The organism is Mesorhizobium sp. P3_A10 (assembly GCF_056403175.1).
The window spans coordinates 149,215-174,109 of record NZ_JBFUFZ010000004.1 but is presented as its reverse complement, the minus strand read 5'-3'; the positions used below and the strand labels follow the sequence as shown (position 1 = coordinate 174,109).

General features: G+C 63.2%; 25 protein-coding genes and 1 tRNA gene. 19 read left to right on the top strand and 7 right to left on the bottom strand.

The features are described from left to right. The first annotated feature begins 113 nt into the window (after positions 1-113). Genes pheS through AC1DXU_RS17630 form a run of 4 tightly spaced genes read left to right on the top strand, consistent with a single transcriptional unit; the run spans position 114 to position 4,677 of the window. Complete coding sequence (gene pheS / locus AC1DXU_RS17645; RefSeq protein WP_477370841.1) at positions 114-1,211, top strand: phenylalanine--tRNA ligase subunit alpha; 1,098 nt, start codon at positions 114-116, stop codon at positions 1,209-1,211. After that, the gene (locus AC1DXU_RS17640; RefSeq protein ID WP_477370838.1) at positions 1,208-1,630 is read left to right on the top strand and encodes a GFA family protein; all 423 of its coding nucleotides are present in this window, start codon (positions 1,208-1,210) and stop codon (positions 1,628-1,630) included. Before pheS ends, AC1DXU_RS17640 begins: the two co-directional genes overlap by 4 nt. Further along, on the top strand, positions 1,627-4,035 hold the full coding sequence (pheT, locus tag AC1DXU_RS17635; protein ID WP_477370835.1) for a phenylalanine--tRNA ligase subunit beta: 2,409 nt from the start codon (positions 1,627-1,629) through the stop codon (positions 4,033-4,035). The genes AC1DXU_RS17640 and pheT overlap by 4 nt, the downstream gene beginning before the upstream one ends. A 39-nt stretch (positions 4,036-4,074) precedes the next feature. Then, positions 4,075-4,677, top strand: a complete 603-nt coding sequence (locus AC1DXU_RS17630; RefSeq protein ID WP_477370832.1) for a nucleotidyltransferase family protein — start codon at positions 4,075-4,077, stop codon at positions 4,675-4,677. 261 nt (positions 4,678-4,938) lie between these two features. On the opposite strand, the gene AC1DXU_RS17625 is transcribed toward AC1DXU_RS17630, so the two are convergent. Next, the gene (locus tag AC1DXU_RS17625; RefSeq protein WP_477370829.1) at positions 4,939-5,934 is read right to left on the bottom strand and encodes an aldo/keto reductase; all 996 of its coding nucleotides are present in this window, start codon (positions 5,932-5,934) and stop codon (positions 4,939-4,941) included. A 96-nt stretch (positions 5,935-6,030) separates the two neighbouring features. Between AC1DXU_RS17625 and AC1DXU_RS17620 the strand changes: the two genes are divergently transcribed. From AC1DXU_RS17620 to AC1DXU_RS17600, 5 genes are all read left to right on the top strand, one after another. Further along, entirely contained in the window at positions 6,031-6,921 is an 891-nt protein-coding gene (locus AC1DXU_RS17620) for a LysR family transcriptional regulator (RefSeq protein ID WP_477370826.1), read from the top strand. A 151-nt stretch (positions 6,922-7,072) separates the two neighbouring features. Then, positions 7,073-7,642: a cytochrome b gene (locus AC1DXU_RS17615; RefSeq protein WP_477370823.1), complete on the top strand. Its 570-nt coding sequence runs from the start codon at positions 7,073-7,075 to the stop codon at positions 7,640-7,642. A 67-nt stretch (positions 7,643-7,709) separates the two neighbouring features. Next, complete coding sequence (locus AC1DXU_RS17610; RefSeq protein ID WP_477370820.1) at positions 7,710-8,285, top strand: YceI family protein; 576 nt, start codon at positions 7,710-7,712, stop codon at positions 8,283-8,285. Positions 8,286-8,612: 327 nt separating this feature from the next. Next, positions 8,613-9,599, top strand: coding sequence for a Gfo/Idh/MocA family protein (locus AC1DXU_RS17605; protein ID WP_477370817.1), 987 nt, complete (start codon positions 8,613-8,615; stop codon positions 9,597-9,599). Between the two features lie 30 nt (positions 9,600-9,629). Continuing rightward, the gene (locus tag AC1DXU_RS17600; RefSeq protein ID WP_477370814.1) at positions 9,630-11,288 is read left to right on the top strand and encodes an FAD-binding dehydrogenase; all 1,659 of its coding nucleotides are present in this window, start codon (positions 9,630-9,632) and stop codon (positions 11,286-11,288) included. Between the two features lie 54 nt (positions 11,289-11,342). Here the strand turns inward: AC1DXU_RS17600 and AC1DXU_RS17595 are convergent, their stop codons facing one another. Together AC1DXU_RS17595 and AC1DXU_RS17590 are read right to left on the bottom strand one after the other, a co-directional pair. Beyond that, positions 11,343-12,230, bottom strand: coding sequence for an alpha/beta hydrolase (locus tag AC1DXU_RS17595; RefSeq protein ID WP_477370811.1), 888 nt, complete (start codon positions 12,228-12,230; stop codon positions 11,343-11,345). Positions 12,231-12,303: 73 nt separating this feature from the next. Next, entirely contained in the window at positions 12,304-12,669 is a 366-nt protein-coding gene (locus AC1DXU_RS17590) for a VOC family protein (RefSeq protein ID WP_477370808.1), read from the bottom strand. 148 nt (positions 12,670-12,817) lie between these two features. Between AC1DXU_RS17590 and AC1DXU_RS17585 the strand changes: the two genes are divergently transcribed. Next, positions 12,818-13,120 carry a hypothetical protein gene (locus AC1DXU_RS17585; RefSeq protein WP_477370805.1) on the top strand — a complete coding sequence of 101 codons (303 nt, stop codon included), beginning with the start codon at positions 12,818-12,820 and terminating at the stop codon, positions 13,118-13,120. Positions 13,121-13,148: 28 nt separating this feature from the next. Then, the gene (locus AC1DXU_RS17580) at positions 13,149-14,039 is read left to right on the top strand and encodes a sigma-70 family RNA polymerase sigma factor (RefSeq protein ID WP_477370802.1); all 891 of its coding nucleotides are present in this window, start codon (positions 13,149-13,151) and stop codon (positions 14,037-14,039) included. 10 nt (positions 14,040-14,049) lie between these two features. Here AC1DXU_RS17580 and AC1DXU_RS17575 read toward each other — a convergent pair whose 3' ends face one another. Beyond that, positions 14,050-14,448 (bottom strand): VOC family protein, encoded by a 399-nt coding sequence (locus tag AC1DXU_RS17575; protein ID WP_477370799.1) that lies wholly within the window; start codon positions 14,446-14,448, stop codon positions 14,050-14,052. A 109-nt stretch (positions 14,449-14,557) separates the two neighbouring features. Between AC1DXU_RS17575 and AC1DXU_RS17570 the strand changes: the two genes are divergently transcribed. Beyond that, positions 14,558-15,259: a helix-turn-helix transcriptional regulator gene (locus tag AC1DXU_RS17570; protein ID WP_477370796.1), complete on the top strand. Its 702-nt coding sequence runs from the start codon at positions 14,558-14,560 to the stop codon at positions 15,257-15,259. Between the two features lie 100 nt (positions 15,260-15,359). On the opposite strand, the gene AC1DXU_RS17565 is transcribed toward AC1DXU_RS17570, so the two are convergent. Then, positions 15,360-17,036, bottom strand: coding sequence for a winged helix-turn-helix domain-containing tetratricopeptide repeat protein (locus tag AC1DXU_RS17565; RefSeq protein ID WP_477370793.1), 1,677 nt, complete (start codon positions 17,034-17,036; stop codon positions 15,360-15,362). Positions 17,037-17,125: 89 nt separating this feature from the next. On the opposite strand from AC1DXU_RS17565, the gene AC1DXU_RS17560 reads away from it, so the two are divergent. Then, positions 17,126-17,401, top strand: a complete 276-nt coding sequence (locus tag AC1DXU_RS17560; RefSeq protein ID WP_477370790.1) for a hypothetical protein — start codon at positions 17,126-17,128, stop codon at positions 17,399-17,401. A gap of 180 nt (positions 17,402-17,581) precedes the next feature. On the opposite strand, the gene AC1DXU_RS17555 is transcribed toward AC1DXU_RS17560, so the two are convergent. Next, positions 17,582-17,658 (bottom strand) — tRNA-Arg (locus tag AC1DXU_RS17555). A gap of 195 nt (positions 17,659-17,853) precedes the next feature. Beyond that, positions 17,854-19,341, bottom strand: coding sequence for a sensor histidine kinase (locus AC1DXU_RS17550; protein ID WP_477370787.1), 1,488 nt, complete (start codon positions 19,339-19,341; stop codon positions 17,854-17,856). Between the two features lie 323 nt (positions 19,342-19,664). Between AC1DXU_RS17550 and rpmH the strand changes: the two genes are divergently transcribed. From rpmH to yihA, 6 genes are all read left to right on the top strand, one after another. Beyond that, positions 19,665-19,799 carry a 50S ribosomal protein L34 gene (rpmH, locus tag AC1DXU_RS17545; protein WP_008833937.1) on the top strand — a complete coding sequence of 45 codons (135 nt, stop codon included), beginning with the start codon at positions 19,665-19,667 and terminating at the stop codon, positions 19,797-19,799. A gap of 16 nt (positions 19,800-19,815) precedes the next feature. Beyond that, the gene (gene rnpA, locus AC1DXU_RS17540; RefSeq protein WP_477310698.1) at positions 19,816-20,169 is read left to right on the top strand and encodes a ribonuclease P protein component; all 354 of its coding nucleotides are present in this window, start codon (positions 19,816-19,818) and stop codon (positions 20,167-20,169) included. Between the two features lie 14 nt (positions 20,170-20,183). Then, a complete protein-coding gene (gene yidC, locus AC1DXU_RS17535) occupies positions 20,184-21,995 on the top strand; it encodes a membrane protein insertase YidC (protein WP_477370784.1) in 1,812 nt (603 codons plus the stop codon). Between the two features lie 355 nt (positions 21,996-22,350). Continuing rightward, the gene (locus AC1DXU_RS17530) at positions 22,351-22,917 is read left to right on the top strand and encodes a fasciclin domain-containing protein (RefSeq protein WP_477370781.1); all 567 of its coding nucleotides are present in this window, start codon (positions 22,351-22,353) and stop codon (positions 22,915-22,917) included. A 635-nt stretch (positions 22,918-23,552) separates the two neighbouring features. Next, positions 23,553-24,191, top strand: a complete 639-nt coding sequence (locus AC1DXU_RS17525; protein WP_477370778.1) for a CatB-related O-acetyltransferase — start codon at positions 23,553-23,555, stop codon at positions 24,189-24,191. Next, positions 24,188-24,847, top strand: a complete 660-nt coding sequence (yihA, locus tag AC1DXU_RS17520) for a ribosome biogenesis GTP-binding protein YihA/YsxC (RefSeq protein WP_477370775.1) — start codon at positions 24,188-24,190, stop codon at positions 24,845-24,847. The genes AC1DXU_RS17525 and yihA overlap by 4 nt, the downstream gene beginning before the upstream one ends. Positions 24,848-24,895: the final 48 nt, after the last annotated feature.

The following is a 24,895-nucleotide window of genomic DNA, read 5'->3' as shown; positions in this document are numbered from 1 at the left end:
TTTGGGGAACCCGCGCTGGCACGGCTGGCGCGGGTTTTTCTTATGCCTGATGTAACCAAAATGGTGACGACGAACCAAAATGGTGTCGGTCGCCCGATCGAGAGAGCTTCGCCGTGAACGCCACCGCTGGAAATCTTGAAGCCCTGGAAGCTTCGCTGCTTGCCGACATAGCGTCGGCCGCGGACGAGGCCGCTATCGAAGCCGTGCGGGTTTCGGCCCTTGGCAAGAAGGGCTCCGTCTCCGAGATGCTGAAGACGCTCGGTGCGATGAGCGCCGAAGAGCGCCAGTTGAAGGGGCCGGCGATCAACGGCCTCAAGAACCGCGTCACCGACGCGCTCACCTTGCGCCGAGCCGAATTGAAGGACGTGGCGATCACCGCCCGCCTGGCCGCGGAAAAGGTCGACGTGACGCTGCCGGTGCGGCAATCGCCGGCCGAGCGCGGCCGCATCCACCCGATCAGCCAGGTCATCGACGAGATCGCGGCGATCTTCGGCGATCTCGGTTTTGCCATTGCCGAAGGGCCGGATGTCGAGACCGACTATTACAATTTCACCGCGCTGAATTTCCCCGAGGGACATCCGGCGCGCGAGATGCACGACACCTTCTTCTTCCAGCCGGACGAGAAGGGCGAGCGCAAGCTTTTGCGCACCCACACCTCGCCGGTGCAGATCCGCACCATGGAGACGCAGAAGCCGCCGATCCGCATCGTCATCCCCGGCAAAACCTACCGGCAGGATTCGGACGCCACCCACTCGCCGATGTTCCATCAGGTCGAGGGGCTGGTGATCGACAAGACGGCGAACGTCGCCAACATGAAGTGGGTGCTGGAAGAATTCTGCAAGGCGTTCTTCGAGGTGCCGCAGGTGAAGATGCGCTTCCGGCCGTCCTTCTTCCCGTTCACCGAGCCAAGCCTCGAGGTCGACATCCAGTGCGACCGTTCGCGGCCGGGCGAAGTGCGCTTCGGCGAAGGCTCCGACTGGATGGAAATCCTCGGCTGCGGCATGGTGCATCCCAACGTGCTGCGCGCCGGCGGCCTCGATCCCGACGAGTATCAGGGCTTTGCCTGGGGCATGGGCATCGACCGCATCGCCATGCTGAAATACGGTATGCCGGATCTGCGCGCCTTCTTCGACGCCGATGTGCGCTGGCTGTCGCATTATGGTTTCCGTCCGCTCGACATGCCGACGCTGTTCGGAGGCCTCTCCGCATGACAGCGCCCCATACCGGCGGCTGTCGTTGCGGCGCCGTGCAGTTCGAGGTTTTGGCCGAACCGCACCATGTCAGCTATTGCCATTGCGGCGATTGCCGGCGGGCCAGCGGCGCGCCGGTGTCGGCCTTTGTCGGCTTCCTGACCGAGCAGGTCGCCTTCACCGGCAAGGCGCTGAAGATGTTCGAGAACGGGCCGGTAACGCGCTCGTTCTGCGGCATTTGCGGCTCGCCGATCGCCTATGTCGACGAGCGGCTGGAAGACCATATTTATTTCACCCTCGGCGCCATGGACATGCCGGCCGATTTCCCGCCGACGCACCATGCCCATGTCAGCGAACAGCTGCCCTTCCTGCACATGCCGGACGACTTGCCGCGCCATTTGAAAACAAGCGTGCCCAGACCACACGGAACAGAACCATGAAATTCACCCTCTCCTGGCTCAAGGATCATCTCGAGACCGACGCCACGCTCAACGAGATCGTCGAGCGGTTGACCTCGATCGGCCTCGAAGTCGAACATGTCGACGACAAAGCGAGCCTGAAACCCTTCGTCATCGCCAAGGTGCTGACGGCGGTGCAGCATCCCGACGCCGACCGGCTGCGCGTTCTGACCGTCGACACCGGCGACGGCAAGGCGCCTGTGCAGGTGGTCTGCGGGGCGCCGAACGCCCGCGCCGGACTGATCGGCGCCTTTGCCGCGCCCGGTACCTACGTGCCCGGCATCGACGTGACGCTGACGGTCGGCAAGATCCGTGGTGTCGAAAGCCATGGCATGATGTGCTCCGAGCGCGAGCTGGAACTGTCCGACGAGCATAACGGCATCATCGACCTGCCCGAGGATGCGCCGGTCGGTACCAGCTTTGCCGCCTATGCGCATCTTGATGATCCGCTGATCGAGATCAACCTGACCCCGAACCGGCCGGACGCGACCAGCGTCTACGGCATCGCTCGCGACCTGGCGGCGAGCGGGCTTGGCCGCCTCGTCGGTGGCGCCATCATGCCCCATGTCGGCAGCGGCATGTGCCCGGTCAAGGTGACGATCGAGGCGCCGGAGCTCTGCCCCGGCTTCGCGCTCAATCTGGTCAAAGGCGTCAAGAACGGCCCGTCGCCGAAATGGCTGCAGCAGCGGCTGATCGCGATTGGCTTGAGGCCAATCAGCGCGCTGGTCGACATCACCAACTACGTCACCTTCGATCGTGGCCGTCCGCTGCATGTGTTCGACGCGAAAAAGGTCGCCGGCAATCTCGTCGTGCGCCGTGCGCGGGACGGTGAGAAGGTGCAGGCGCTCGACGGTCGCGAATACACGCTGACGCCGGAAATGTGCGTCATAGCCGATGACAATGGCGTCGAATCGATTGCCGGCATCATGGGCGGCGAACATTCCGGCTGTGACGAGAACACCACCGACGTGCTGATCGAATCCGCCCTTTGGGACCCGATCACCACGGCGCGTACCGGACGCTCGCTCGGGATCATCACCGATGCGCGCTATCGGTTCGAGCGTGGCGTCGACCCTGAATTCATGGTTCCGGGCGTCGAACTGGCGACCAGGCTGGTGCTTGATTTCTGCGGCGGCACGCCGACGGAGATCGAAGTCGCGGGCTATGCCGGCCACAAACCCAAGATCGTCTCCTTCCCGCTGTCGGAAGTGAAGCGGCTGACCGGCATCGAGGTGCCTAGGGATGAGAGCCTCGACATCCTGTCGCGCCTTGGCTTCAAGCCCAAGGGATCGGGCGATGTCGTGAAAGTCGCCGTGCCATCCTGGCGGCCGGATGTCGATGGGAAGGCCGACCTGGTCGAAGAGGTGATGCGCATCCACGGCGTCGACAACATCGTGCCGCAGCCGCTCGGTGCGCATGACGCGGTCAATTCCAAGATTCTGACCACGCTGCAGGTTCGCACCCGCACGGCCAAGCGCGCGCTTGCCGTGCGCGGCATGATGGAAGCCGTCACCTGGTCGTTCATTCCGGCCAAGCATGCCGAACTGTTCGGCGGCGGGCAGGCGGCGCTGAAGCTCGCCAACCCGATCGCCGCCGACATGTCCGACATGCGGCCATCGCTGCTGCCGGGGCTGATGGCTGCCGCGCAGCGCAATGCCGACAAGGGCATCGGCGATGTGGCGCTGTTCGAAGTGTCGGGCACCTATGAGGGCGACGGCGCCGACCAGCAGCGGCGGGTGGCCGCCGGCGTGCGGCGCGGCACCGCCAAGCTCGACGGCTCCGGCCGCAATTGGGCCGGCAATTCCCAGAATGTCGGCGTGTTCGACGCCAAGGCCGACGCGATCGCAGCGCTCGAAGCCTGCGGCGCGCCGGTCGAGCGGCTGCAGATCGAGGTCGGCGGGCCAGCCTGGTATCACCCCGGCCGCTCCGGCACGATCAAGCTCGGGCCGAAGACCGTGCTCGGCACGTTTGGTGAATTCCATCCGAAGACGCTGGAAGGGCTCGATGTTTCCGGACCGCTCTGCGGCTTCGAAGTGTTCGTCGATGCCGTGCCCGAGCCGAAGGCCAAGCCGACGAAGACAAAGCCGAAGCTGGAGCTGTCCGCCTTCCAGGCGGTCAAGCGCGACTTTGCTTTCGTCGTCGACAAAGCGGTCGAGGCCGGCACGCTGGTGCGCGCTGCGCTCGCCGCCGACAAGAAGCTGATCACTGCGGTTTCAGTGTTCGACATCTTCGAAGGTGCGTCACTGGGCGAAGGCAAAAAATCGATCGCCATCGAAGTGTCGATCCAGCCGGTCGAAAAGACGCTTACCGACGAGGATTTCGAGGCGCTGGCCAAGCGCATCGTCGAGAATGTCGGCAAGCAGACGGGTGGCGCGCTGCGCGGCTAAAGACTTGCGAGCAGATGGCGAATCGCCCTCCAAAGGGCGATGGACCATCTGCGCTATTCCGGCCTGCCTTTCGAAACCCAACGTGCGGCGTTTCTCGACATCGTGTCGAGAGACGCGCTGATCGGTGAGGCGCTGGCTCGGGCAAGAAGCCTTGCCTTGACCGACTGGCTGATCGTTTCCGGCGCGCTCTACAACAGCATCTGGAACCAGCTGACGGAAAAGCCGTCGGGTTACGGCATCAAGGATGTCGACCTGTTCTATTTCGATGAAAGTGACCTGTCCTACGAAGCCGAGGACGGTGTGATTGCCCGCGCCGCTGCGGTCTTTGCCGGCCTGCGGCTGCCGGTCGAGGTGCGTAACCAGGCGCGGGTGCATTTGTGGTATCCGCAAAAATTCGGACGACCCTGCCCCCGTTATACGAGCTCCAGCCACTCGCTCGGCTTTTTCGCCTCGAGGACCCACGCAGTTGGCGTTCGCTACGGCGCGGATGGGCAGCTTGAGCTGGTGGCGCCGTTCGGTCTCGACGATATCTTTTCGTTTCGCATCACGCCGAACCGGGTGATGGACAACCAGCAGACGCATGAGGCGAAGGGGGCTCGGGCGAGAGAGACTTGGCCCGAGACTACGGTGGTGCCTTGGTAGGAAATGTCGGCGGGACAGCGCCCCCCTCTACCCTGCCGGGCATCTCCCCCTCAAGGGGGGAGATTAACAGCTTCGCCGTCCTACCTCTCTTTCAACGTTGGCGATTAGCGAAAGCCGAGGCGACATCCAATCTCCCCCCTTGAGGGGGAGATGTCCGGCAGGACAGAGGGGGGTGTCTCGCGCCAACGTTTCGTCTCCTTCTTCCCAGCATGAGATACAAAAAAGGGGCGCCGAAGCGCCCCTTCCTCTGTTGATCATCGCTCACCCATTGACCAGCGCCAGCAACTCCTCGGTGTAGCGCTTGCCGGTGACCTTGTCAGGCGACAGCGCATCGCCGATCGCAGCGACCTCAGTCGCGCTCAGCTCGATCCCGGCGGCTGCCGTGTTCTGCTCGAGATGGCGTACCTTTCGCGCACCCGGGATCGGCACGATGAAATCGCCCTGGTGCAACACCCAGGCCAGCGCCAGCTGCGCGGAGGTCACGCCCTTTTGCGCCGCCAGCTTTTCCAGCGTAGCGATGACAGCGGCGTTGGCGGCCATGGCGTCGGCCTGGAAGCGCGGCAGGCCGCGGCGCCAGTCGTCGTCACTCAAGGCCTCGGGCTTGGCGATGGTGCCGGTCAAAAGACCGCGGCCGAGCGGACTGTAGGGGACAAAGCCTATGCCGAGTTCGCGGCAGACGGCGAACACCTCGTCTTCGGGATCGCGGCTCCACAGCGAGTATTCGCTCTGCACGGCCGATATCGGATGCACGGCATGCGCCCGGCGGATGGTCGCGGCACTGGCCTCCGACAGGCCAAGTGCCCGCACCTTGCCCTCTCGCACCAGCTCGGCCATGGCGCCGACCGTGTCCTCGATCGGCACGTTGGGGTCGACGCGATGCTGGTAGTAGAGGTCGATCACATCGGTGTTCAACCGCTTCAGCGAGGCCTCGGCCACCGCCTTGACGTGCTCGGGACGGCTGTCGACGCCGGCCATGCGTTCGATGCCGGTGCCCTCCTCCAAAATCTTGAAGCCGAACTTGGTGGCGATCGTCACCTTGTCGCGCACCGGCTTCAGCGCCTTGCCGAGCAGAATCTCGTTTTCGTAGGGGCCATAGACTTCGGCCGTGTCGAAGAAGTTGACGCCGATCTCGACGGCGCGGTGCAAGGTGGCGATGGCGTCGGCTTCCGGCTGGCCGCCATAGACAAAGCTCATGCCCATGCAGCCGAGGCCGACGGGGTAGACGTTCAACTCAGTTCCTAGCTTGCGGGTTTGCATCACGCATCTCCTCGTTGTGATGCAGCAGAGATAGTGCCTTGCCTTATGTTCGATAATCGGTTCCCATTTGCACGGCCTGTTCTAGAAAATAGATCAATGAATCGAACTCATCTCTCCCAATTGGCTGTATTGGCGACAGTCGCCCAGTGCGGCAGCTTCCGCGGCGCAGCCAGGGAACTGGCCATCGCGCCCTCGGCGGTCAGCCATGCGGTGTCCAGCCTGGAGGCACAGCTTGGCGTGCGGCTGCTGGCCCGCAGCACACGCAGCGTCGCGCCGACCGAGGCGGGCGCGCAGTTGCTGGAGCGGCTGCGGCCGGCGCTGTCGGAGATCGATCTGGCACTGGAAACAGCGATCGAGGCGCGCGACCGGCCAGCCGGCAATCTGCGGCTGACCGTGCCGCGTACCGCAGCCCACCTGACGCTGACCCCACGGTTCGGCGCCTTTGCATCCGCCTATCCCGACATAGTCCTGGAGATCGTCATCGAGGATCGCTTCACCGATGTGGTCGAAGGCGGTTTCGATGCCGGCGTGCGGCTTGGCGAGAGCCTGCAACGCGACATGATCGCCGTGCGCATCGGGCCTAATCTGCGCGGCGCCGTGGTCGGCGCGCCGTCCTATTTCGCGACCATGCCCAGGCCATCGCATCCGCATGATCTCGCCGATCACCGCTGCATCCGCTTCCGCTTTTCCAGCGGCATTCTCTACCGCTGGGAATTCGAGAAGGACGGCGAGGAGATCGAGTTTGCCGCGCACGGCCCGCTGATCCTCGACGAGGATCATCTGATCGCGCAGGCGGCGGTCGACGGTGCTGGGCTGGCCTTCGTGTTCGAGGATTATGTGCGGGCGCCGCTCGCCGACGGCAGGCTGATCCGCGTGCTGGAGGACTGGTGCCCGACTTTCGACGGTTTCTTCGTCTACTATCCCAGTCACCGCCAGATGCGGCCGGCGCTGCGCGCCTTTGTCGATTTCTTCAAGGTGGGTGGGTAGCTCACCCTCCCCCTTGTGGGGAGGGTCGATCCGCGCGGCGGATCGGGGTGGGGGTCCTCGTAGGGTGCTACCCCCACCCCGTCGCTTCGCGCCGACCCTCCCCACAAGGGGGAGGGTGGAAGAAACTCGCCCTGCCATTCGTTCTTCCCCCATGCAGTCCATCACCAACAGCACCACCCGCTATGGCTGGGCGATGATCCTCGTTCACTGGCTGATCGCAATAATCTTCATCGGCCAGTTCGGGCTTGGCTTCGTCATGGTGCGGCTGACCAGCCAGCGCACCGCCTTCGAGCTGATCCAGCTGCACAAATCCTTCGGCTTTGTGCTGCTCGGCCTGGTCATCCTGCGCATCGCCTGGCGTCTAAGCAATGCCACGCCGGTGCTGCCGCGCTCGGTCGGCGCCCTGGAGCGCCGGACAGCGCCGCTCGCGCATTTTGCTCTTTACGCGTTTCAGCTTGCCTTGCCCTTGTCCGGCTGGGCGCTTGTCTCGGTGTCGATGCTGGAGATCCCCAGCATGCCGTTCAACCTGTTCGTGATGCCGAACCTGCCGCTGGCAGAATCGGATGCCAGCGAAAGGTTCTGGACGGCAGTGCACTGGTATCTCGCCTATGCCGGTATCGGACTTGTCGTCCTGCATCTCGGAGCTGCGCTGCGCCATCATTTCTGGCTGAAGGATGCGGTGCTGACGCGCATGATCACACCTTCGTCAGATCCGGAATAGAGCGGACGGCTCATTCGTTTGTTGGGTGAGGACGCGAAAGCGTTGCCTCCAAAAAAGGAATAGTCCCATGTATGCGCGCATCCTCGGATTCGCGGCTGTTGCCGCTTGCCTTGCCATGCCTGTCTTCGCCGCGGTGGACCTCGGAAACGCCGCCGGCAGCTACACGATCAACCCGACCAGTTCCAGCATCCGCTTCACCATCGGCAAGGTCGGTGGCGGCGGGCTCAACGGCGCCTTCGGCCGCTTCAGAGGCTCGATCCGCATCGACAACAGCGATGTCGGACGCTCGCAGGTCAATTTCACCATCTTTCCCGAAAGCGTCGGCACCGGCCAGGGCCGCATCGACGCCTTCCTGCGCTCCGACGCCGTGTTCGACGCCGCTAATAATCCGGAAATCCAGTTCCGCTCGACCAGCGTCACACGCACCAGCGACACGTCAGCCCTGGTCACCGGCCGGCTGACGGCGCGCGGCAAGACGTTTGCGGAAAAGTTCACCGCCGAACTCGGCGGCCTCAAGGCCGGCACGATCAAATTCCATGTCACCGGCAAGGTGCTGCGCTCGCGCTACGGCATGGATGTCGGTACGCCGATCTATTCGAATGTCGTCGATTTCGACATGACGCTGACGGGGAAGAAGGGCTGAGCCTCGCTTGGGTTCCTCGCCCCCGCGGAGCGGGGGGTCCGAAGGACGGGCGAGACCCGTGGCTCGCCCCGGCAAGGTGGCGCGGCGAAGCTGGGACGGAGCGGGGGACAACGGTCGCGACGGCAGAGCCTTTCGGGAGCCACGTGTACATGCGACGGCCGCCTTATTGGCAAGCCCTGGCACTCTACGAAGGCCCCTCTCCGTCCCGGCTTCGCCGGGCCACCTCTCCCCACTTCGTGGGGCGAGGAAACTAGCGCCGGTCGCCAATTGGCTTTTCCGTCGATTTCGGGCAAACCTCGTCGCCTGTAATCGAGATGGAGAAGCGTGATGTTCCGATGGGGTGTTTTGTCGACGGCCAAGATCGGGCGCGAGCAGCTTCTGCCCGCAATCGTCGATGCGGAGAACGGCGTGCTGTCGGCGATCGCCAGCCGCGACCTGTCGAAGGCCAAAGCGCTGGGCGACCGTTTCGGCGCCCGCCATGCCTTCGGTTCCTATGAGGAATTGCTTGCTTCCAAGGACGTCGACGGCGTCTACATCCCGCTGCCGACCTCGCAGCATGTCGAATGGACGGCCAAGGCCATCGAAGCGGGAAAACATGTGCTGGTCGAGAAGCCTCTGGCGCTCGACGCCAAGGATATTTTACCGCTGATCAAGCTGCGCGACGCCAAGAAAGTGCTGGTCTGCGAAGCCTTCATGGTCATCTACCATCCGCAATGGATCAAGGTGCGCGACCTCATCGCCAGCGGCGCCATTGGCCGGCTGCGCCATGTGCAGGGCGCGTTCTCGTACTACAATGTCGACCCCAACAACATGCGCAACCAGCTCGACCTCGGCGGCGGCGCGCTGCCCGACATCGGCGTCTACCCGACGGTGTCGACACGCTTTTCCACCGGCAAGGAGCCTAGCCGTGTGCAGGCGACGATCGAGCGCGACAAAAAATTCGGCACCGACATCTATTCCTCGATCCGCGCCGATTTCGGCGACTTCGAACTGTCCTTCTATCTGTCGACGCAGATGGCGGCGCGGCAGGTGATGGTGTTCCACGGCGAGAAGGGTTTCATCGAGGTGTTCTCGCCCTTCAATGCCGGGCTCTACGACCATCACCGGGTCGAGCTGCACAACCAGAACCACACCGAGGCGCAAGTGTTCCGCTTCCCTGGCACCCAGCAATACCGGCTGGAGGTCGAGACTTTTGCGCGGGCGGCACAGGGCGGCAAGGAGCGCGTCTTCACGCTGGAAGAATCGGTGCTGAACCAGAAGGTCATCGACGCCATCTTCCGCGCCGGCGGTAAGGACGGCTGGGAAGCGGTCTGACGACTTTATCAAAGCCCGGGGGAGCAAACGATGGCTGACGACGCGGATGTGATCATTGTCGGCGCCGGCCTCGCCGGGCTGGTTGCCGCTGCCGAGCTGACCGGGGCCGGCAAGAAAATCATCATCGTCGACCAGGAGTCGGAACAGTCGCTCGGCGGCCAGGCCTTCTGGTCGTTCGGCGGCATTTTCCTCGTCGATTCGCCCGAACAGCGGCGCATGCGCATTCGCGATTCGTATGATCTGGCGCTCGAGGACTGGCTGGGCACCGCTGCTTTTGACCGGCCAGAGGATTTTTGGCCACGCCGCTGGGCCGAGGCCTATGTCGGCTTTGCCGCCGGCGAAAAGCGCTCGTGGCTGGTGCAGCGCGGCCTGAAGTTCTTTCCGGTGGTAGGCTGGGCCGAGCGCGGCGGCGGCAATGCCGTGGGACACGGCAATTCGGTGCCGCGCTTTCACGTGACGTGGGGCACCGGTCCCGGTGTGCTCGAACCGTTTGTTCTGCGGGTGCGCGAGGCGGAAAAGCAGGGGTTGATAAGCTTCAGGTTCCGCCACCGGGTCAACGAACTGATCCGGACGGGCGCCGTCGTCACCGGCGTGCGCGGCGACATCTTGCAACCCAGCTCTATCGAGCGCGGCCAAAAAAGTTCGCGCGAGGTCACCGGCGATTTTGAACTGAAGGCGCAAGCGGTCATCGTCGCCTCCGGCGGCATCGGCGCCAATCACGAGCTGGTGCGCAAGAACTGGCCGCAGCGGCTGGGAACGCCGCCGAAGCGCATGATCACCGGCGTTCCCGACCATGTCGACGGCCGCATGCTGGCGATATCAGAGGCGGCGGGCGGTTCGATCATCAACCGCGACCGCATGTGGCACTATGTCGAGGGGATAAAAAACTGGGCGCCGATCTGGACCGACCATGCGATCCGCATCCTGCCCGGCCCGTCGTCATTATGGCTCGATGCGCGCGGCAAGCGCCTGCCGGTGCCGCTCTATCCCGGCTTCGACACGCTGGGCACGCTGAGCCACATCATGGCTACTGGCTTTGACTATTCCTGGTTCATCCTGACCAAAAAAATCATCCAGAAGGAGTTCGCGCTGTCGGGCTCCGAACAGAACCCCGATTTGACGGGCAAGAGCTGGCGCCAGGTGATCGGCCGCGCCACGTCGGGCATTCCCGGCCCGGTGAAGGCGTTCATGGAGAAGGGCGAAGACTTCATCGTCGAGGCCGAGCTGCCGGCGCTGGTCTCGCGCATGAATGCGCTGGCCGGCGGTGAACCGCTGCTCGATCTCGCACAGGTCGAGCGTGAGATTCGCGCCCGCGACCGCCAGCTCGACAACCCGTTCTCCAAGGACATGCAAATCACCGCGCTGCGCGGCGCGCGTGCCTATCTCGGCGACCGGCTGATCCGCACGGCCAAGCCGCACAAGATGCTCGACCCCGCGAATGGCCCGCTGGTAGCGGTCAGGCTCAACATCCTCACCCGCAAGACGCTGGGTGGCCTGCAGACCGATCTCGACAGCCGCGTGCTGGGCGCCGACGGCCAACCGGTCGAGGGGCTCTATGCCGTCGGCGAAGTCGCCGGCTTCGGCGGCGGCGGCGTGCATGGCTATGCCGCGTTGGAAGGCACGTTCCTTGGCGGCTGTATTTTTTCGGGCCGCAGCGCTGGTAGGGCGGCGGCCGCTGCGGTTGCCTGAGAAGGAACGGCGCCCGGACGCTCTCGCTCTCTCAAATTGCGACCGGGAAGAACCTCACGCGCCGCTGAGTGCCCGGTGCAAGGTCTCGGCAAACCGGTCGGGATAGGGCGCAAAGCCCATATGGTCGCCGGGGAAAGCGACCCGCTCGGTGCCGAGTTTTTCGGCCAGCGCCTTGCCCATGCCATCGATCGGCTGCCCGATGGACTCTTCGCCAATGCCGACCACGACCGGGGCGCCGCGCAGCGCTTCGACGGCGGGACGGTAAAGCGACAGCGGCATGAGGCCATGCGCGAGCCAGTATTCGAAATTGCCGCTGACCCGGGTAAAGGTCTCAGCTTCTTCGGGCGTCGGCGCGAATTGCGGCTGCGCTTTCTGCGGCCTGGCTTCTTCCTGCTCCGGCCCTGCGGACAGGCCGTGGTCGCTGAAGAATTTCTGCATCGCCGCCTCGACACCATGGCTGCGATAGGTGTCATGCAGGTCGCACATGCCGGCTAGCGCCTGTGACGGGTCTTCGAGCAGCATCATGCTCGGCGGTTCATGCGCCACCAGCACACGCACGCGCTCGGGATGGCGGGCGGCGAGATTGAGCCCTATCTGGGCGCCGCCGCTGGTGCCGAAGACATAGGCCGGCCCGGCGCCCAGCGCCTCGATCAGCCGCGCGGCATCATCGCCATGGACATCGAGATCCTGTGCTTCGGGCTGGCTGTCGAAGATGCTGCGAGAATTGCCACGCGGGTCGTAGGCGACCACCGTATAGCGGCCGGCGAGAAGGCGCGCGACATCGGCGAAGACGCCGGCATCCTGCGGCCCGCCAGGGATGATCAGCAGCAGAGGTCCAGTGCCCCTCGTCTCATAGTAGAGGCTGGCGCCCGGCACTTTCAGCGTCGATGCCGTCATATCCTCCGGGGTCGCATGCTTCGGGCTCGCGGTTTGGGGGCTCATCGCATTTCTCCTCTAGGGTTTGAAACTGAGTGGTCAGGGTTCGGTGCGGCTCAGCCGCTGCGGCCGAGTCCGCTCATCGGCTGGCGACCACCATGCGGTTGCCCTCGCTGTCGCGGAACTCGGCGACGGTGCGGCCCGGTTGCCACGGCGCTTCCTGCGGTTCGGTGACGATCTCGACGCCACGCGCCTTCAGGGATGCGACCGTTGCCTCGACATTGTCGTCGACCAGAACCAGCACCGGCTCCGCACTTGGTGCTGCGTCGGCCCGCCTGACGAAATGCAGGTTGGTGACCGCGTGGGGGAACGCCAGCTCAATCCAGCGCCAACCACCGTCGCCCATCGGCTGATCGGCTATGACCTGGCAGCCGAGGTGATCGGTGTAGAAGGCCTTGGCGCGGTCCTGGTCGATGACAGGCAATTCGGCAAACTGGATGTGCATGACATGTCTCTCCTGCTCTTGATGGCCGCGGCGCAGCCCCCACGCGTGAAAGACGATGCGGGTGGTCAAAAAGATTCTCAGGCGTGCGAGAATCTTTCCGGCACCGCGAAACGTCCTTTGAGCAGACCAACCAAACAGGAGACGGACGATGGGCTACACATTCATTCGCTACGGCGTGAAGGACACCAGCCTGGCGGAGAACCGCGCGCTGGTGACCAAGGTGTTCGAGGCGCTCGCCGAGGCGGCGCCGCCAGCCGTGGGCTATCTCGTGCTCGAACTGGACAATGGCGAGTTCATCCACATCGTCGGCCACGACCAGGACAGTTCCGCGATCACCGGGCTGGCGGCCTTCAAGGCCTTCAGCACGGATCATGAGGATCGGCGCGCGACGCCGGTTGTCAGATCGCCCGCCAGGATCATCGGCAATTATCGTATGCTGGCTGAACACTGAAGTCGGGATCAACCGCGTGGGAATGACGATGAGCACAGCAAAACTCGACCGGCCGGTCCTGGAAGCGATGCTGGCCGGGCTGCGGCCGAAGCTGCATCGCTATTGCGCGCGCATGGCCGGCTCGGTGATCGACGGCGAGGACATTGTGCAGGAGACGCTGGTGAAGGCGCTGCAGGCGATCGACGGCGTTGCCGCGGTCGAGCGCCCCGAGCAATGGCTGTTTCGCATCGCCCACAATGCCGCGCAGGATCATCTGCGCCGGCGCAACCGGGAGAGGTTGCGCATCACCGAGGCCGACATGACGACGATCGAGGACCCCACCAGCAGCGCCGACGCCAGGCTCGCCGCGGCGACCGGCCTGCGCAGCTTCATACAGCTTTCGGTGCCACAGCGCAGCGCCGTGATCCTGGTCGACGTGCTCGGCCTCAGCCTGCACGAGACCTGCGACGTCTCCGGCGCGACGCTTGCCGCGACCAAGGCGGCACTGCATCGCGGACGGGCGCACCTTCGCCTGCTGGCGTCGGCGCCGGACGAGGTCCCGGTGCCGAAGCTCGATCCCGACGACGAGCGGCGCCTGCGCCACTATGTCGATCTGTTCAACGCGCGCGATTTCGACGCCGTGCGGGCGCTGATCGCCGAGGATATCCAGCTCGAAGTCGTCAACCGCACGCGGCTGCATGGCAAGGCGCAGGCATCGACCTACTTCGGCAATTACGACCGCGTCACCGACTGGGTCCTGTCGCTCGGCTTTGTCGAGAGCCGGCCGGCGATCCTGATCCGCGACCCGCGAGCGAAGGACGCCGCCGTGCGCGGTTTCATGCTGGTCGAATGGCTGGACGAGCAGGTCATCGCGATCCGCGATTTCCGCTATGCGGCTTATTGCGTTGTCGATGCGGATGTTCGCTTCATCGACGGGTGAGCCGAAACGTCTAGCCGTTGAACTTCTTGATCGCTTCGGCGCTGACCGGCGTGAAGAAATTGATCAGATTCCCGTCGGGGTCACGAAACAGCAAGGAGCGGTTTCCCCATGGCATGGTTGTCGGCTGCTGGACAAATTCGCTGACGACCTTGCCCAGTCTCGCAAAATCCTTGTCGACGTCATCGACGCGGAACTCGATGATGCAGCTGTGGTTGGCGGCAGGGCGCGCGGAGCCGGCGCCGAACAGAGCCACGGTGCGCTCGCTGCCAATTGCCAAGGTACAGGCCGGCGTCGCCAACTCGGCAAAATCGTCCGTGTAGCGCGTCGCCGACAGGCCTGTGATGGCTTCGTAGAATTCAACGAGGCGGCTGACGTCGCTGGTAATTATGCGCACCGAGAGGAAATTCATGGTGTTCTCCTTCTGCGGGTGATGTTCCCGACTTTGCGTCGCGGGGTGCGGCGCTGGCCGGCTTGTGGCAGGGTCCTGCTGACAGCTTCCCGTCAGCAGCGAGACCGACATGCGCCGAGCCGACCGCCTGTTTCAGATTATCCAGATCATGCGGCGCTCCACCCGCCCGGTCACCGCCGGCATGCTGGCCGAAGAGCTGGAGGTGTCGAAGCGGTGCGTCTACCGCGACATGGCGGATCTGATCGGGCAAAGGGTGCCGATCCGCGGCGAGGCTGGGCTCGGCTATGTCCTCGACAGCGATTTCGACATGCCGCCGCTGATGCTGACGCCAGATGAGATCGAAGCCGCGGTGCTTGGCGCGCAACTGGTCGCCGAGCGGGGCGACCCTGTGCTGGCGATTGCGGCGCGCGACCTGATCGCCAAGATCGCCACCGTCGTGCCCCAGCGACTGCGTCCCTTTATCGCCGAACCGGCCACCGGGGTGGCGCCGGCCAGGATGCTCGCCCCTGACGTCCTGGACATTGCGAAAGCCCGCTTGTGGATCCGCAGCGGGCGCAAGATACGGATCCGCTATCGAAACCAGGAGGCGCAAGACAGCGAACGCGTCATCTGGCCGGTGATCATCGGCTATGCCGAAACGGTGCGCCTGCTGGCGGCCTGGTGTGAGCTGCGCCAGGCGTTTCGCAACTTCAGGACAGATCGCATTGTCGCCGCCGAATTTCTTGACGAGAACCACGGCAATCGCCTCGGCGAACTGAGAAACCGATGGAAACGCCATATGGAGACCGAGCGCGGCGTGCGCTTGACGTGACGGGTGGGTTCGGCACGCGCGCTACAGTGCAGGGCGTTTCGTCCCGCTATCTCAACTGTCACATGTGCACTCAAGGTCGCTGCAACGCACGGACAGCCGTTCACTCCGGCAACCCAGCGAACCGCATGTGTTCGATCCAGCGGTCGAGGCTTCCGGGTGCGGTCCAAATCTTGTCCCACTCCCCGCGTTCCTTACTGATGGATTCACTGGGAGTGTTCTGGAGGAAAACCGCAAGCGCTTCCTTTGCCTCTCGCTTGTTTCCCAGGCAGGCGTGGATCCCCGCGAGCATGCGCTGTGCGCCGCTCGGGATTCTGGACATTTTCCGCATCGCCGCCAGCGCCGCTCCACAATCATTCTTTTCCCAGAGCGCCCAGCCCATCTGCCAGTGGAACCAGTCAGGGTGGAAGGGATCGATGCCCTTGGCCCGCTCGATCCGATCGATCGCTTCGTCGGCGCGGCCAACATACAGCAGCACGTCCGTACTCATGACGAGCATATGCGAGCTGCTGGGGTTCAAGGCGATCGCCTGATCGTACTGGGCAAGGGCCTGCTCGACCTCTCCGGCTTCGGTGTGGATGCTGGCGCGGACCTCATGCGCTTCAGCGTCATCAGGGGCGAGCAGGATGGCCTTGTCGGCGTATTCGGCAGCGCGTTTCAACGCCTCGTCCCGGTTGTGTTCCTGCGCGCGCCACCCGAATACCGCGTCGTTGCGATAGGACCAGGCCAGCCCGATATAGCCGAACTGGGAGTTCGGATCAGCTTCGAACGCCTTGAGGCTGAACTGCCTTAACAGCTCAGTCCCCTCGGCTGTGATATTGTCTCCGATCAAGGCCCTCCCCGTCAGGTAATAGCTGAGCGCGCTGACCTGCGCGGCATCGCTGTGTGGCAAGGGTCGCTCGATCCTCACTCCGACCCGATCCGCAAGCGTGCGGATGATTTCCTCCTGGACGACGAAAAGATCGCCGATCTCCCGGTTGTAGGAGTTGGCCCAGACATGTGATCCGTCACGCGCATTCAGCAACTGGGCGGACACTTTCAGCCGGTCTCCGACCTTCTGCTGGCTGCCTTCGAGCAGGTAGTCGACACCGAGTTCATCTCCTATCTGTCTGGCGTCGATCGGCTTGCCGCGGTACTTGAAGCTCGAGTTCCGGGCAATGACGGCATAAGTCTTGCTCCGCGCCAGCGCGGTGATGATGCCCTCGGCAACGGCATCGCTGAGATATCCCTTGTCCGCACCTGCACTCATATCGTCGAAGGGAAGGATCGCAATCCTCGGCATGTCGCTCGAACGAACCGGGGCGGCTCGCCACGTTTGCGCGCCGTAGTATGCGCCGATCACTGCCGCGACGAGAACGATCGCAGCAAGAATGAACCCGCGTTGCGAAAACCGTGCCTTGGCTCGTTCCATAACGGCCGCGGCGTTTGGGTCGGCTGCGTCCGATGGATCGGCATTCAGCCGGTAACCTCTCCTGGGGAGGGTTTCCACCATCGCATGCGCGTCGTCCCCCAAGGCGCGGCGAATATCGGCAATGCATTGGGTAAGGCTGTCGTCCGTCACGAAGGTATCGGGCCAGACCGCCTGCATCAGCGCATCCTTGGACACGATCTCGCCCGGTCGCTCCGCGAGCACGGAGAGCACCTCGGCGGACTGGCTGCGGAGATCGACCGCTTTGCCTTCAACCCTTCGGAGTTCGTTGATTCTGGTCAGGAAAACAAAACCGCCAAACGTGATCGTTTCGGCAGATTTCGGGTCAATTTCAGGAGCCTTTCGGGACATTTCACCCTCATGGCGCGCTCCCTAGCCTAGCCCATTCGGCCGCCGCATCCAAGCGATCCTGGCGGCGCTGGATTGGACAGGAGGCTGACATGAAACGGACCAGGTTCATCATCGCCCTCGCTCTCCTTTTGACAGCACAAACGGCTGCAAAAGCGGACTCCCATAGTGTGAATGCAACCGCGCATGTTATTTCGCTTACATTTGTAAATGGCGGTATTGAAGAACGGCGAGAACAGAAACCCTTCGATACATACGCCCTCTGTCTCGCATGGAAACATCAGCAGGAATTCCTTCCGCCGGATCCGCCTGCTTTTCTTTCTTTCGTATATTGTGCGCAAACAGAGGCGACGCCCGCATCATCCTGAGCACGAATGACTGAGGCGACGTTTCGCGGGGTGGCGCGAATGTTTGGTATGAGCTGAGGCGGGCGCCCCAGCGAAGAAACCCAGACGAGAATAGACGACTGGGCAACTGCGAACTGATGTGCCCGGTTTTATTCCCGGGGGCCCAGAAGGCTTCCAATGTCAAATCAGTGAATTGCGAAATGGCGCGCCCGAAGAGATTCGAACTCCTGACCCCCAGATTCGTAGTCTGGTGCTCTATCCAGCTGAGCTACGGGCGCGCAACAGGCCATGCTTGGCATAGCCCCGCGAACCGATCCTGACGACCGGCCGCGACAAGACGTGTTCCCTAGCGACTGAATTTCCGAAAAGCAAGCCGATCCGGCAAAAGTTTTGTTATTCGCGCGCTGCGGCTCTTTGCCCTCGGGCAATCGCGGACGGAGCCTGCCCCATGCTTTTCCTGAAATTGCTCGGGATCAGGCCGAGCGGCGCAGGCCGTTGCGGGCCTGGTCGAGCCGGACCGGCTGGTCGGGAATGGTGACGGCGAAGGTGGTGCTGCCGCCGATCGATTCGACAAGTTCGACCGTGCCGCCATGAGCACGGATCAATTCATGGGCGATCGCCAGGCCAAGGCCGGTGCCGCCGCTGCGGGCCGAACCGCGAAACGCCGCGAACAGGTTTTCGCGCGCTTTCGGCGGCAGGCCGGGGCCGGTGTCGCTAACGGCGATGCGGCTGACGCTGCCCAGGCGCACGGCCGACACGGCCAGGCGCCGCACCAGCGCGCTTTCGGTGTCTGCCGCCATCGCCTGCACGGCGTTGCGGCAAAGGTTGGTGAGGACGCGGAACAGCTGATCGGAGTCGGCGTCGACCTCGAAGGTCAGGTCGACGGCGTTGACGAATTCGATGCCGTCCTCGATGTCGAGCAAGCCGTGCACCTCCTCGACCAGCTGGCGCAGACGCAGCCGGCGGCGCGACGGGGGCGGCTCCTGGGTGCGGCCATAGGCCAGCACGCCTTCCGAATAGGAGACGGCGCGGTCGAGCGCGCGCAGCAGTTTCGGCGCGAAGGACTGGACGGTCGGATCCTTGACCTGGCGCAAGCGGTCCGACATCAGCTGCGCCGAGGCCAGGATGTTGCGCATGTCGTGGTTGATCTTCGACACGGCGAGGCCAAGGTCGGCCAGATGTTTCTGCTCTGACAGCATTTTCTGCAGCCGCTCCTGCATCAGCGACAGCTCGCGTTCGGCAACGCCGATTTCGTCGGCGCGGGCGGCGGGGTGGATGATGCGCCCGGGGTCGTCGGGCGCCTCGGAGAAGGCCAGCATCGAGCGCGTCATCGTCCGGATCGGGCCGATCATGATCAGGTCGATCGCGGCATAGACCAGCATGGCGGTGAACAGCGAGATCAGCAGCGAGACGAAGGCGACGTTGCGCGAATAGACGAGCATGGCATCGCGCAGGCTGCGGTCGGGCATGATCAGCTCGAATTCCTTGTCGCTTTCGCCAACCGGCCCGAACACGCGCAGCATGCGCCTGCCGCCGAAAAACAGCGTGTCGAGCGCGCCGGTCATGCCCTTGATCATGCCGACACTGGCGATATCGATGTGTTCATCGACCTGCGGCGGCATCTCGGCCACCACCAGAAGCCGCGAGACGCCGCCGTCACGCACGGCAATCGCCTTGGCGCCGATCGCCATCAGCACGTCGTTCTGGGCGGCGCGGGAGAGTGAATTGGGTTCTCCTTGCACCAGCACGATCGACACCGCCGCCGCGGTGCCCAGCCGCTCCTTCAGCCAGCTCAGCCGGTAGCTGGCAATCCAGGGCAGGAAAATCAGAACTTCGGCCAACAGCACGAAAACGATGGTGAGCAGCAGCAGTTTGGTCGACAGGCCGCGCGACAAAGGCACCGTGCGCACGGCGGTGTTGGCCGGGCCGGTCCTTTCATCCACGGGTGGGACTTCGCTCATTGAGACCTGTCTTCACAATCCCTTGATCGCCCGAGACTAGGCGATCGCGGCTTTTTTGCCAATTTCATCCTTCGTCGCACAGCGGCAACGGCGCAAGAATCCGCGTCCATCCGCCCGACAGCGCCGAGACAAACTGCTAGTTCGCGCCGTGACGAACTGGCAGTTCGCACTGGATTGACTCCCAAAAGCCTTCTTTCTATAAGCCGCTCACGCTCGGGCCATTCGTCCCGGCGCGGTTTCGATCGCGCCAAAGCCGGCCCGGCAAAGCTCCTGTTACAAAGTGACAGAATCAAGAAGGGCCGCACCCCGCGGTATTAAAACAAATGAAGCGTACCTACCAACCGTCTAAACTCGTCCGCAAGCGCCGGCACGGTTTCCGTGCCCGCATGGCCACCAAAGGTGGTCGCGGCGTCGTCGCAGCCCGCCGCAACCGCGGTCGCAAGCGGCTGAGCGCCTGAACGGAAGACGAGATCGTTGCCCGCAACCGGCAAGCCAGTGGGACCACATCCCAAGCGGCTTCTGAAGCGCGCGGAATTTCTGGCCGTCCGCCGCGGTGAAAAGCGGCGCGGGCGGCTTTTTCTCGTTGAGGTTCTCGACCGCGGCGACGGCCTGTCGCCGCGCGTCGGCTATACCGTCACCAAGAAGGTCGGCAATGCGGTCGTGCGCAATCGCGTCCGGCGGCGGCTGAGAGAGGCCGTGCGCACGCATGCGGCCAGTGACATGGCGCCTGGCAATGACTATGTCATCGTCGGGCGCGAAGACGTGCTGACCATTCCGTTCGGCCAGTTGAAGGCCGAACTCTCCCGCCGACTGCGCGGAACACGATAGGCCAAGGGCTTTCGATGGAAAACAACCGGAACTTCTTCATCACCATCGCACTGTCGGTGCTGATCCTGGGGCTGTGGCAGTATTTTTACGTGCTGCCGCGCAGCGAGCAGCAGCGCGAGGCGGCCCGCATCGAAGAGCAACGGGTGGCGGAGCAGAAGAAGGCCGCCGAAGGCGCCAATCCCGGCGATACCACTACGCCGGCAGCGCCGGGCGCCATTCCCAACGCGCCGGGCACCGACGCGGTGACGCCGGCCGGCCGCGAGCAGGCGCTTGCGACCAGCAAGCGCGTCAAGATCGACACGCCAAGCCTGGAAGGTTCGATCAACCTGACCGGCGCGCGGCTCGATGACCTCAGGCTCAAGCACTACACCGAGACGGTCGACAAGAACTCGCCCGAGATCAGCCTGCTCAACCCGGCGGCGCTGCCCAATGGCTACTATGCCGAGATCGGCTTTGTCGGCAACGACAAGACCGGTGCAGTGCCGGGTCCCGAGACTGTGTGGGCCGTCGACGGCAATGCGACACTGACGCCGGCAACACCGGTCACGCTGACTTTCACCAACGACAAGGGCCTGACCTTCAAGCGCACCTTTTCGGTCGACGAAAACTACCTGTTCACCGTTTCCGATACGGTGCAGAATTCGGGCGCGGTCTCGGTCTCACTGTCCAACTACGGTCGCGTCACCCGTTTCGACAAGCCGGCCGTTGCCAGCACCTATGTGCTGCATGAAGGCCTGATCGGTTTCACCGGTACGGAAGGCCTGCAGGAACACAAATACGCGTCCATCGAAAAGGACAAGCAGTTCACGCCGGGCAAGTCGACCGATGGCTGGCTCGGCATCACCGACAAATACTGGGCGGTGACGCTGGTTCCGACCGAGAAACAGCCGTTCCAGCCGCGCTACGCCTATTTCGAGGACGGCCGTCATCGTTACCAGTCCGACTTCCTCACCGACCCGATCACGGTTGACGCCGGCCAGTCGGCGACGGTGGAGAGCGAAATCTTTGCCGGCGCCAAGGAGGTCGGCAAGATCAACGCCTACGCAGAAGACCGCCACATCAAGCGGTTCGACCTGTTGATCGACTGGGGCTGGTTCCACTTCATCACCAAGCCGATGTTCTGGCTGATCGACACGCTCTACAAATTGTTCGGCAATTTCGGCCTGGCCATTCTGGCCACCACCGTCATCGTCAAAGCCCTGTTCTTCCCGCTCGCCAACAAGTCATACGCGTCGATGGCGAACATGAAGAAGGTGCAGCCCAAAATGCTCGAGATCCGCGAGAAATACGCGGACGACAAGATGGCGCAGCAAAAGGCGATGATGGAGCTCTACAAGACCGAGAAGATCAATCCGCTGGCCGGCTGCTGGCCGGTGGCGCTGCAGATCCCGGTCTTCTTCTCGCTCTACAAGGTGCTCTACATCACCATCGAGATGCGGCACGCGCCGTTCTTCGGCTGGATCCAGGATCTGGCCGCACCCGATCCGACCTCGCTGTTCAATTTGTTCGGCCTCGTTCCGATCACGCTGCCGCATATGCTGATGATCGGCGTTTGGCCGTTGATCATGGGCGTCACCATGTTCCTGCAGATGCGCATGAACCCGACACCGCCGGATCCGACGCAAGCCGCGATCTTCACCTGGATGCCGATCATCTTCACCTTCATGATGGCGAGCTTCCCGGCCGGCCTGGTCATCTACTGGGCCTGGAACAACTCGCTGTCGATCCTACAGCAAGGCGTGATCATGAAGCGCCAGGGCGCCAAGATCGAATTGTGGGACAATCTGGTGGCATTGTTTCGAAAGAAACCGTCGCCGGCCGAATAGAAGGCGCCCCTTTTTGGCGAAATCAAAAAGCCCCGGTCGTCCGGGGCTTTTTTTGTTGGGCGAGCGATCGATCACGTTCCCGTGAGCCGCGAAACTAGCGCCCCGCGAGCCGCGTGACTGCCTCTGACTTTCACGGGCGCTCGAAATCGCTCAGCCCCCATCCGAAGACCGCTTCGTTTTGATCCGATAGCCTCGCGGCTTGCGTCGCGGGGACGCTGGCCGTGGGCGGGTGATATTCACCTAACTATTTGGTTTTATTATATTTTTTCGTCCTCTTGCGGAAACTATCCTTTCGCCGCCGCGTAACTCTCTCCGACAATCGAATCAACAATTGTCGCATCAGAAGGGTTCTCCAATGGCAAAGTCCATCCTCAAGGCATTCTGCATTTCCGCTGGTCTCGCGCTGTCCGGTCTCGCCGCCACCACGGCCTATTCGTTCGCCAACCCCGCCGTCGGCGGCGCTGCGATGCTGACCTCGAAGAACATCGTCGAGAACGCCGTCAATTCGCCGATCCACAAGACCCTGGTCGCAGCCGTCAAGGCAGCCGGGCTGGTCGAAACGCTGGAAAGCGCCGGCCCATTCACCGTATTCGCGCCGACGGATTCGGCCTTCAAGAAGCTGCCCGCCGGCACCGTCGCCACGCTGGTCAAGCCCGAGAACAAGGCCCAGCTCACCAAGATCCTGACCGCCCATGTCGTGGCCGGCAAAATCTCTGCCAAGGACATGATGACCAAGGCCAAGGCGATGGGTGGCAAATATGAGATGAAGACGGTGAGCGGCGACACGCTGACCGCCGAAGTCAAAGGCGGCTCGCTCTACATCGTCGACGAGTCCGGCGGCACCGCCAAGGTTACGGTCGCCGACGTCAACCAGTCGAATGGCGTCATCCACGTCGTCAACAAGGTGCTCTTGCCGAAGTAACGGTTCCGAGAACGGAAAGGGCAGCTGTCCCGTCGGCTTTCTGGGACCCTGACTTTTCGACCTCATGAGAGGTCAAGTCTAAGGAGCCGTTCCGGCATGGCCGGGGTCCTGCAGTCCCTCGCAGGGCCCCGGTTTTCAGCTTCGAAGAGACCCCGGTTCATCCGGGGTTTTGTTTGCCGGGTCACCTGTCTGAGCATGTTCTTTTCCGAAAACCGGTTCCCACTTCTAGGGATCATGCTCTAGCCGGCGAAACTTTGGCCTGCCCCGAGCCGTAGCTGCGTCGTTAGCGCGGTAAACCATCGCGTGTTTCGCGACGCCGGCGAGATACCCTTGCCATAACGGCTTCCGGCGCACAGGCGCCGGTGTTTGGGAGGCCGTGGCGGCAGACCGGGGTCCTGAAGGTCCTTCTCAGGACCCCGGTTTCTCGGCGAAACCGGGCGACATCCGGCATTTCGTGCGGCTTCAAGGCAACGCGCCACGGCGGTAGACGCGGCTGCAGCCCATCCCTATACACTGCGTTTCGTTTCAGGAGCGCTTCGTCGATCAGAACCAGGGTTGATCCGTTCCGCACGCCGTTGGTGCCGCCGGGCGGATCGCGCTATTTTGACCTTGCCTGTTATTGACGGAGCCAGACCATGATCGCACCCAACCCCAACATCAAGCATCCGATCCCGATGCATATACGCGTCGGTTTCCTGAAGGGCCTGGTGACGGCGCCGAACATCGAGATCGGCGACTACACCTATTACGACGACCCCGACGGGCCTGACAAATTTGCCGAGCGATGCGTGCTGCATCACTACCCGTTCATCGGCGACCGGCTGATCATCGGCAAGTTCTGCGCCATCGCCGAGGGCGCGCGCTTCATCATGAACGGCGCCAACCATGCGATGTCCGGTTTTTCGACCTATCCGTTCAACATCTTCGGCCACGGCTGGGAGGACGGTTTCGATCCAACGACATGGTCGAAGGAATTGCGCGGCGACACGGTGCTCGGCAATGATGTATGGATCGGCATGGAAGCGGTTATCCTGCCAGGCGTGACAATCGGCGACGGCGCCATCATAGCTGCAAAATCGGTGGTGACGCATGATGTGTCGGCCTATGCGATCGTCGCCGGCAATGCGGCCAAGGTGGTGAAGATGCGCTTCGACGACAGGACGATCCGGCGGCTTTTGGCGGTGGCCTGGTGGGACTGGCCGGTGGAAAAGGTCAGCCGTAACCTCAATGCCATTCGTGGCGCCGACATTTCCCTTCTGGAGGCAGCGGTTTGAACGCGTTGAACAAGACTGTGATCGGTACCGAACTGTTTACCCGCGCCTGGATCTTCATACGCGGCGTGCCGGCGATGAAGTTCCTGCCGCCGGAAGGGCCGCCGGAGATCGCCTTTGCCGGCCGCTCGAATGTCGGCAAGTCGTCGCTGATCAACGCGCTGGTCAACCAGAAAGGGCTGGCGCGCACCTCCAACACGCCGGGGCGCACGCAGGAGCTCAACTATTTCGTGCCGGATGGATTTTCGGGCGAAGGCGCCGACCTGCCGCCGATGGCGCTGGTCGACATGCCGGGCTACGGCTACGCGACCGCGCCAAAGGAAAAGGTCGACGAATGGACCAAGCTGGTCTTCGACTACCTCAAGGGCCGCGTTACGCTGAAGCGCGTCTATGTGCTGATCGACGCCCGCCACGGCATCAAGGCCAAGGACGAAGAAGTGCTGTCGCTGCTCGACAAGGCGGCGGTGTCCTATCAGATCGTGCTGACCAAGACTGACAAGATCAAGGCGGCCGGCGTGCCGCGGCTGATCGAAGAGACGCTCTTGAAAATCAAGAAGCGGCCGGCCGCGTTTCCGTTTGTGCTCGCCACGTCGTCGGAAAAGGGCGAGGGCCTCGAGGACTTGAAGGCCGCGATCGTGCTCGCGGCCAATGGCGGGTAGAGCTGTTCAGTGCTTGGTAGAATCGCTGAACCGCTCTAAGTATTTGTT

Bases quoted from the DNA above. Each gene is read 5' to 3' on its own strand.
- AC1DXU_RS17640 (WP_477370838.1), top strand. From the start codon at position 1,208: ATGACAGCGCCCCATACCGGCGGCTGTCGTTGCGGCGCCGTGCAGTTC.
- pheT (WP_477370835.1), top strand. From the start codon at position 1,627: ATGAAATTCACCCTCTCCTGGCTCAAGGATCATCTCGAGACCGACGCC.
- AC1DXU_RS17630 (WP_477370832.1), top strand. From the start codon at position 4,075: ATGGACCATCTGCGCTATTCCGGCCTGCCTTTCGAAACCCAACGTGCG.
- AC1DXU_RS17625 (WP_477370829.1), bottom strand. From the start codon at position 5,934: ATGCAAACCCGCAAGCTAGGAACTGAGTTGAACGTCTACCCCGTCGGC.
- AC1DXU_RS17620 (WP_477370826.1), top strand. From the start codon at position 6,031: ATGAATCGAACTCATCTCTCCCAATTGGCTGTATTGGCGACAGTCGCC.
- AC1DXU_RS17615 (WP_477370823.1), top strand. From the start codon at position 7,073: ATGCAGTCCATCACCAACAGCACCACCCGCTATGGCTGGGCGATGATC.
- AC1DXU_RS17610 (WP_477370820.1), top strand. From the start codon at position 7,710: ATGTATGCGCGCATCCTCGGATTCGCGGCTGTTGCCGCTTGCCTTGCC.
- AC1DXU_RS17605 (WP_477370817.1), top strand. From the start codon at position 8,613: ATGTTCCGATGGGGTGTTTTGTCGACGGCCAAGATCGGGCGCGAGCAG.
- AC1DXU_RS17600 (WP_477370814.1), top strand. From the start codon at position 9,630: ATGGCTGACGACGCGGATGTGATCATTGTCGGCGCCGGCCTCGCCGGG.
- AC1DXU_RS17595 (WP_477370811.1), bottom strand. From the start codon at position 12,230: ATGAGCCCCCAAACCGCGAGCCCGAAGCATGCGACCCCGGAGGATATG.
- AC1DXU_RS17590 (WP_477370808.1), bottom strand. From the start codon at position 12,669: ATGCACATCCAGTTTGCCGAATTGCCTGTCATCGACCAGGACCGCGCC.
- AC1DXU_RS17585 (WP_477370805.1), top strand. From the start codon at position 12,818: ATGGGCTACACATTCATTCGCTACGGCGTGAAGGACACCAGCCTGGCG.
- AC1DXU_RS17580 (WP_477370802.1), top strand. From the start codon at position 13,149: ATGAGCACAGCAAAACTCGACCGGCCGGTCCTGGAAGCGATGCTGGCC.
- AC1DXU_RS17575 (WP_477370799.1), bottom strand. From the start codon at position 14,448: ATGAATTTCCTCTCGGTGCGCATAATTACCAGCGACGTCAGCCGCCTC.
- AC1DXU_RS17570 (WP_477370796.1), top strand. From the start codon at position 14,558: ATGCGCCGAGCCGACCGCCTGTTTCAGATTATCCAGATCATGCGGCGC.
- AC1DXU_RS17565 (WP_477370793.1), bottom strand. From the start codon at position 17,036: ATGTCCCGAAAGGCTCCTGAAATTGACCCGAAATCTGCCGAAACGATC.
- AC1DXU_RS17560 (WP_477370790.1), top strand. From the start codon at position 17,126: ATGAAACGGACCAGGTTCATCATCGCCCTCGCTCTCCTTTTGACAGCA.
- AC1DXU_RS17550 (WP_477370787.1), bottom strand. From the start codon at position 19,341: ATGAGCGAAGTCCCACCCGTGGATGAAAGGACCGGCCCGGCCAACACC.
- rpmH (WP_008833937.1), top strand. From the start codon at position 19,665: ATGAAGCGTACCTACCAACCGTCTAAACTCGTCCGCAAGCGCCGGCAC.
- yidC (WP_477370784.1), top strand. From the start codon at position 20,184: ATGGAAAACAACCGGAACTTCTTCATCACCATCGCACTGTCGGTGCTG.
- AC1DXU_RS17530 (WP_477370781.1), top strand. From the start codon at position 22,351: ATGGCAAAGTCCATCCTCAAGGCATTCTGCATTTCCGCTGGTCTCGCG.
- AC1DXU_RS17525 (WP_477370778.1), top strand. From the start codon at position 23,553: ATGATCGCACCCAACCCCAACATCAAGCATCCGATCCCGATGCATATA.